The organism is Acinetobacter sp. C15 (assembly GCF_013420645.1).
GTDB lineage: Bacteria > Pseudomonadota > Gammaproteobacteria > Pseudomonadales > Moraxellaceae > Acinetobacter > Acinetobacter indicus.
In genome coordinates, this window is the sequence record NZ_VOXR01000073.1 from 1 (window position 1) to 6,998 (window position 6,998).

General features: G+C 42.3%; 8 protein-coding genes. 3 read left to right on the forward strand and 5 right to left on the reverse strand.

Going from position 1 to position 6,998, the window contains the following annotated elements:
* Nucleotides 1-325: 325 nt before the first annotated feature.
* Nucleotides 326-508, reverse strand: a complete 183-nt coding sequence (locus tag FTT63_RS14510; protein ID WP_005179103.1) for a hypothetical protein — start codon at nt 506-508, stop codon at nt 326-328.
* Nucleotides 509-1,168: 660 nt separating this feature from the next.
* Here FTT63_RS14510 and FTT63_RS14515 point away from each other — a divergent pair.
* Nucleotides 1,169-1,387, forward strand: coding sequence for a hypothetical protein (locus FTT63_RS14515; protein ID WP_005179101.1), 219 nt, complete (start codon nt 1,169-1,171; stop codon nt 1,385-1,387).
* Between the two features lie 42 nt (nt 1,388-1,429).
* Here FTT63_RS14515 and FTT63_RS14520 read toward each other — a convergent pair whose 3' ends face one another.
* The 4 genes from FTT63_RS14520 to FTT63_RS14535 all read right to left on the reverse strand — a co-directional run bounded on the left by FTT63_RS14520 (nt 1,430) and on the right by FTT63_RS14535 (nt 3,900).
* A complete protein-coding gene (locus FTT63_RS14520) occupies nt 1,430-1,720 on the reverse strand; it encodes a hypothetical protein (protein ID WP_005179099.1) in 291 nt (96 codons plus the stop codon).
* 132 nt (nt 1,721-1,852) lie between these two features.
* Nucleotides 1,853-2,203 (reverse strand): hypothetical protein, encoded by a 351-nt coding sequence (locus FTT63_RS14525; RefSeq protein ID WP_016659196.1) that lies wholly within the window; start codon nt 2,201-2,203, stop codon nt 1,853-1,855.
* 216 nt (nt 2,204-2,419) lie between these two features.
* Nucleotides 2,420-3,115, reverse strand: coding sequence for a hypothetical protein (locus tag FTT63_RS14530; RefSeq protein WP_127799576.1), 696 nt, complete (start codon nt 3,113-3,115; stop codon nt 2,420-2,422).
* Nucleotides 3,116-3,201: 86 nt separating this feature from the next.
* A complete protein-coding gene (locus tag FTT63_RS14535; protein ID WP_104470292.1) occupies nt 3,202-3,900 on the reverse strand; it encodes a putative quorum-sensing-regulated virulence factor in 699 nt (232 codons plus the stop codon).
* 251 nt (nt 3,901-4,151) lie between these two features.
* Between FTT63_RS14535 and FTT63_RS14540 the strand changes: the two genes are divergently transcribed.
* Nucleotides 4,152-5,411: an alpha/beta fold hydrolase gene (locus tag FTT63_RS14540; protein WP_180192443.1), complete on the forward strand. Its 1,260-nt coding sequence runs from the start codon at nt 4,152-4,154 to the stop codon at nt 5,409-5,411.
* Nucleotides 5,412-5,586: 175 nt separating this feature from the next.
* Nucleotides 5,587-6,840 (forward strand): serine hydroxymethyltransferase, encoded by a 1,254-nt coding sequence (gene glyA, locus FTT63_RS14545; protein WP_005179092.1) that lies wholly within the window; start codon nt 5,587-5,589, stop codon nt 6,838-6,840.
* Nucleotides 6,841-6,998: the final 158 nt, after the last annotated feature.

A 6,998-nucleotide genomic window follows, 5' to 3' on the forward strand; every position in this document is an offset into this window, starting at 1 on the left:
AAATCATTTGAATGATTTCTTCTTGGTCTACGTGCCATAAAATACTCCATATATTGATGTTTATAACATCATTTGAGGAGCAGAATATCACTTATAGGAGTTGTTCAAATTTACGGATCCATCTCTAATGCGCGGGCAAAAGTCAGGCTGTTTAATAAAGACCTGGTTGAAAATATTGATTACATCATTGAATCGACCAGCGAAGATCCGGTGCAACTCAAGTAAAGCTAGACATAATCCAAGAAAAATAATCACAGAAAAAGGACGCTGAATTGAGCGTCCTTTTGATAAATAGGGGATCAATGAGTCGTATCTAGCTTATTCATTATGGATGATTCGGTTCCTGATACACAATCAGGGCCGTTAAAATAGGAACTGCGAAGGCTGGAATTAATAGCATAATCCAGTACTCGACGCTTGGCATGTTGCTCAAGAATTGATACACGATAAAACCTAGACCTAAAACTGCAAACAGGCAGAATGCAAACAGAATAATAAATTTTTGCATCTTCAATTCCTCTTTTTAATTTAATGTCTCAAGTCCACTATAACGGATAACGCAGAATTTAGAAAAAGACTTATGTTTCATTCTGTTGCCGGCGATTATTTGCTATCAATCTAGCGATAGAGCAGGGTGAAAATGAGAGCAGATGCGCTGAGAAAAATAAGGCTGAATTTCACGACAGAAATATAATAAGCCTGATTAAGTTTTGTTCAATAGGCTTTTTGCTATACAAATGCTGAGAAATGTTAGAAGGCTTGCCAATCCAAGCCGAAGGGGACTATAGTGAACCTACAGTAGGTCGAAAAACAAAGACGCTACGATGTAGTTGGACGGATCAATGACAGCTTGTTGAGTTTGTAACTCCGGTTCAAACAATAGATCTAGCACTAGCCTTCCAACATAAAAAAGCTCGCAGCAATGCGAGCTTTTTCTTGCTTAAAATAACGATGAATTGAGCGTCACATTGAGCAAATTGTTAAGAATAAGAAAAATCGGATAAAATGTTAAATCATAAAAATCAATCACTTATTTTTAATTATACTGTCCTAATAAAGCATAGAATTAACATTGTCAAACAAATTAACAACTCTGTTTAGTCAAACTTGAATCAGCTATGCTATAACAAATTGTCTTCAAGAAAACCAATGATAAGAGGAAATAACCATGAGCCAATTAATTGATATTAAAGTAGAAGATCAGTATCAGCACCGTTATGATGCCAAAGCACAGCTGCGTCAGATTGCTGAAAATGCCAAAACAGCTGAATTGCCGTTATTTAAGAAAATTGACCATATTATTGTCGAGGATGAAATTATCCTGCCAAGTATTGAATTATTTTTTGAAAGCCAGAAGAGCAATAATATTTATAAAATTATTGAATAGAAAGAAACTTAGCATTTGCTAAGTTTCTTGTTTTAAGCTGGCCTAAGCGGTTTCAAACTGATTCAGCACATGCGCCAACAGTTGATAAAGCGCCAGACGATTTTTATTGGCCTGCTCAACTTCTGTTTTATTTAAGCGGATTTCTTTTTTCAAACGACCTTGTGTACGTTGTTGTACACAGACATGCTGCGAAGATACCGGATCATTTTTAAGCGTTAATTGTGGGCCTTGATGATAATGAAACAAGGCATGTAAACATTGATCCAAGCTCGGATAAAAATGAGAAATGGTTAAGGCGGTGAGGTTCGCAGACTTAGGAATATGCCGACTCATACGTCTTTACTCTTTATTTATAAGTGACCTGATTCTAAAAGACTTGTGCCCATTTTGCATGCATAAAGTTGTAAAAAGCGATGCCTGATCTTCAAAGACTTCAAAACAGGTGATGATTTCACTCTAACCGCTTTAAATCAGGCTGACATCAACATCGTATTTATGAAATTCCTGTAAAATGCTGCGCAGCATCTGTTGGGCGGTTTCATCTGCGGCGTTCAGGATGATTTCCTGATTGCGGGTGCTGTCGAAGCATTCAATCGCCTGAATCAGCCAGCGCTGTTCATGTTCGGTGCTGTGAATGATGATACGGCGGGGCTGTAACTGTGCAGAAACCTGACGTGGAATGACATGGGTAATGGCCAGCTGAATCTGCTTGAGTTCGTCTTTAGGACTTAAAAAGGTGATGACCCAGTTGCCGACTTTGCTGAGTTGCATCGGATTATCAAAGGGTTCAAATTGCAGGTAGTGCAGGGCAGACATGCTTCATTCCCAACAGAATACAGAGCTGTTGTTATGCCGTGCTGTGGCCAATCTCACTATTGGTCTTAAGTCTTAGTGTTTTAAGAAAGGATTGCTTATTTTTAATTATTTTTCTAAAAGCTGAACAATAACCGCTATTTATAAAGGTTTTTAGCGTATATAAAGAAAATTCTTAGATGAAAAAAGACTTAAAGCGAAGCAAAATTATATGAATCTTCAGGTGCTTTGCAGGCTTTGCAGCGAAAAGTTAATTTGCTGTAAAGCATGGTTCAGTTCTTTTGGTGGCAAACGCGATTCCTGTAATTCGGTGATCCACTGCATTTGGCACAGTTTCAGGCTACGAATATCTGGTGCGGCCTGAATGCGGAGAATAAGCTGCTTGGCCATTAGTCCACAATAGCGCTGTAACAAGCTAGCCATTAATTGCTTGGTGTCTTCAAAGCTCAAGGCAACCAGCGGTTCTGGCTCTGGTTCCACTTCTGGCGGCACTTCAATTTCCAGGACTGGAATTTCTGGAGCAATCGCGGCGGGTTCGGCTTCAGCCACTTTGGCCGCTGAAGACGGGGCAATAATATGTTCGACCCATTTTTCCACCAGTTTTGGCACCGGCGTATTTAAGGTGGTTTTAATTTCTGAACGTAGGGTAGAGACTGCTTCACTTTGCGGTTCGGCTTGAGCTGGCACTAAGATTTCTGCTTCAGCTGGCTCGGTCGCAGCAGAGCTGATTAAACCCATCTCCAGTAATTGTTCAATTAATTCTGGCGTGGCAATACGCTGTTTAAACTGGTCGCCCAATTGCTCGAAATCTTCGGTTCCAATTAGCACCAGAAGACGGCGTTGACGTGCATTCAATTGCCGCTGGCGTTGTTGCAGGGCGTCAATGCCCAACTGTGTTTTATGATAATGAATCATGCCTTAATTTATTCCCCAAATAAATTAAGGCTGACTATAAAGAATGAAAATTACACTAATATGAAGGGTTTATGACATTGTTGGGCTTAGAGTGTGACGATGTTGGCGTTCTCAAGGGCTTTTCTTAAATAAGGGTCAAGTTCATCCTGACGCAGTAACCATTGGATATAATCATTTGGTAAATCGGCAATGGCTGTACCACGATGCTTACCAAAACTCATGACACGTGGAATACGGGCATCTTCAGATGCAGCATATAAGGCTTCAATACTGTCAATTTGCAGATGATGCACAATATGCATCAGGATATTGGCGGTCAAAATAATATCCATATCGGCCCGATGGGCTTTTTTAATCATATCGCGGGCTTTTTCGCTGCCTTTGCTGATCATGTAAATTAAGGCAGAAATATTGTGCGCTTCAACATCGGGCCAGACCAGACGCGCCAGAGCAAGGGTACAAATCGCCTTAATATGAGAAGTATCAACACCGCATTTTTGAATGGCGCGAATGTCATAATCAATATTGTGACCAATGATATATACCGTTTCTTTAGGTAGGCAGAAGCTGGTGTAATGCGGCTGATCAATCAGGTCGGATTCCAGAATATGATGCACGGCCATCGCAGCATAGGAAATCGGTTCATCGACCTGATAAAACTGGTCAAAAATTTGCGATTTATCCAGGCTGATTTTGCCCTGTTGTAATTGAATGGGCGCATAGGCAACTTCGATCGGATAACCATTCAGGGTATGGGTTTCAGTGTCGAGAATAATCGCGTGCATGTGCTCATTCGCTTGTTAAGGGATTTAAAAAGCAATCTAACACTATCATGTTGAAAGTTACAGGGCTGTCGGGCGAATAATCGGCATTTGTGGGCCGTTCAGCTTATCTATTTTAAAGATAAGTGACTCTATTTAAATACAATACACTTATATATTAATTGCAATGATATTGCCTGAGCGCAGCAAACAGCGTAAAAGTGAAAATTGCGAAGGACGCAACTTTAGAATAATACCTGTATAAGGATAATCAGATGAGAAAAATATGGCTTAGCGTGGCGTTGGCCAGCAGCAGTTTATTTTTAACGGCATGTAATGATGACAATGACAACAGCGCAGTCATCATTGATGATGGTATTCCGAAGCATAATATTAGCCAGCCAGTAGTAAAAGCTGAACTTTATTTAGACCAGGATTCCAATGCGAATATGGTCTTACAGTCGGTTAGTGCTTCACAAACCTTGATGACGTATAAAATGCTAGGAGTGAATGGGCAGGAAACACAAGCTACGGCCTTGCTGTTTGAACCCAATCAGCCGAAACCGGCTGGTGGATGGCCCATTGTGGTCTGGGCACATGGCACCACGGGCGTCGCCGATATTTGTGCACCAAGCCGTCAGGGCCTGAAAGGCAATGAATATTTTATTGCGCGCCTGCTGGCTGAAGGTTATGCCGTGGTCGCTCCAGATTATGAAGGGCTGGGCGAACCGAGTGGAGAAGAGCTGCATCCGTTCTTGAATTTAAAAAGTCAGGCTTATTCCATTACCGATGCGGTTGTGGCGGCACATCAACATTTCAACAATAGCACTGAAACACGCTGGACCGTGGTCGGTCATTCCCAAGGTGGACAGGCGGCTTTAGGTGCAGCGCAATATGCATCCCGGGCGCAATTAAATTATAAAGGTGCGGTAGCCATAGCGCCGGCATCTTCCCTGAGCATGATTCTTAGCGGTGGAGAACAGCAGGCAGCAGTAGAACCGGATCTGAGCAAAAAAATACAGATTCTGGCTCCATTAGATACTTTCACTGCATTAATTACGGCAGGTCTTAGAAATAGTCATCCAACCCTGCAATACTCTGAAGTGTTCAAGAACCCGACCGATCTGCTCGCAGCAGAAGCAGAGTCGCTGTGTAATGCCGATCTTGGCGCAGCATTTGGTGGAGAAATGGTGAAGTATGCACAGACCTATGGCAACTTGGCCGCTTATCCACGTACCCAGACCGACTTTATGACTACGGTTCCTGAAATTAAAGATTTCCTGACTCAGGAATCACAGCCATTAACCGTTAAGATTTCAACGCCTGTGTTTATTTATCAAGGCTCTGCCGACCCGACCATTCCAAAACAGGTCACTGATTTTCTGGTGCAGTCTGCACGCCAGCAGGGAACCAGAATTCATTATGTCACCGATCAGGACTTACCTATAGATCAGAAATGGGATCATGGCTCTGTATATGTCGATAATTGGGATGAGATTGTGGCGGATGTGAAATCGATCATGCCTACCCAATAATTTTTTCAATTCCGGTAAAGATAGAATTAATGATATAGCTCATGTTTTTATAAAAACATGGGCTATTTTTATGCAAAACTGATTAAAGTTGATGGGTAAAAAATATAAAGTTCATGTTACAATATGCGCCAATCTTAGCACGGCTTAAAAGCCCTACATGAATAGGACCTCGCTAATGTTTGCCAATATCTCTATTGCTGACTTTGATCCAGATTTAGCTCAAGCAATCTCTAATGAAGATGCGCGTCAAGAAGCACATATTGAGCTAATCGCTTCAGAAAACTATTGCTCACCTGCAGTAATGGAAGCTCAAGGTTCAAAACTGACCAATAAATATGCAGAAGGCTACCCAGGCAAACGCTATTACGGCGGTTGTGAATATGTAGACGTTATTGAACAATTGGCTATTGACCGTGCTAAAGAACTCTTTGGTGCTGACTATGCTAACGTTCAGCCACACGCAGGTTCTCAAGCAAACTCTGCAGTTTACCTGGCATTACTGAACCCGGGCGACACGGTTTTGGGTATGAGCCTGGCTCACGGTGGTCACTTGACTCACGGTGCAAAAGTTAGCTTCTCTGGTAAAACATATAACGCGGTTCAGTACGGTTTAAACCCTGAAACTGGCGAAATTGACTATGAAGAAGTTGAACGTCTGGCTTTAGAACACAAACCACGCATGATCGTTGCTGGTTTCTCTGCATACAGCCAAATCGTAGATTGGCAGCGTTTCCGTGACATCGCGGACAAAGTAGGCGCTTACCTGTTTGTGGATATGGCACACGTGGCTGGTCTGGTTGCTGCAGGCGTTTACCCGAACCCGGTACAAATTGCTGACGTTACTACAACCACTACCCACAAAACACTACGTGGTCCACGTTCTGGTTTAATCCTGGCTAAAGCCAACGAAGAAATCGAGAAGAAATTACAATCTGCTGTGTTCCCAGGCAACCAGGGTGGTCCACTGGTTCACGCGATTGCTGCAAAAGCAATCTGCTTTAAAGAAGCAATGGCGCCTGAATACAAAGCCTATCAACAACAAGTTGTGAAAAACGCACAAGCGATGGCTGAAGTGTTAATCGAACGCGGTTACGATGTGGTATCTGGCGGTACGAAAAACCACTTGTTCCTGTTATCTTTAATTAAACAGGACATCACCGGTAAAGATGCGGATGCTTGGTTAGGTGCTGCTCACATCACTGTGAACAAAAACTCTGTACCAAACGATCCACGTTCTCCATTCGTCACTTCTGGTATCCGTATTGGTACACCAGCAGTAACCACACGTGGTTTCGGCGAAGCTGAAGTACGTGAACTGGCTGGCTGGATTGCTGACATCCTGGACAGCAAAGGGGATGAAGCTGTAATTGCTGATGTCAAAGCAAAAGTTGAAGCTGTTTGCGCGAAATTCCCGGTTTACGCGAAATAAGCCCGCACTTGAGAAAAAGCTCCCTCAAGGGTAATGCCAGTCAGTTAAGCAAATATTAGAAAAATGTAGTAAAAATGAGTGTATGTAAATACGCTCATTTTTTTATGTCTTTATCTGAACATTTAGAATCCACTCTTGAACATGCTCTCCCATCACTT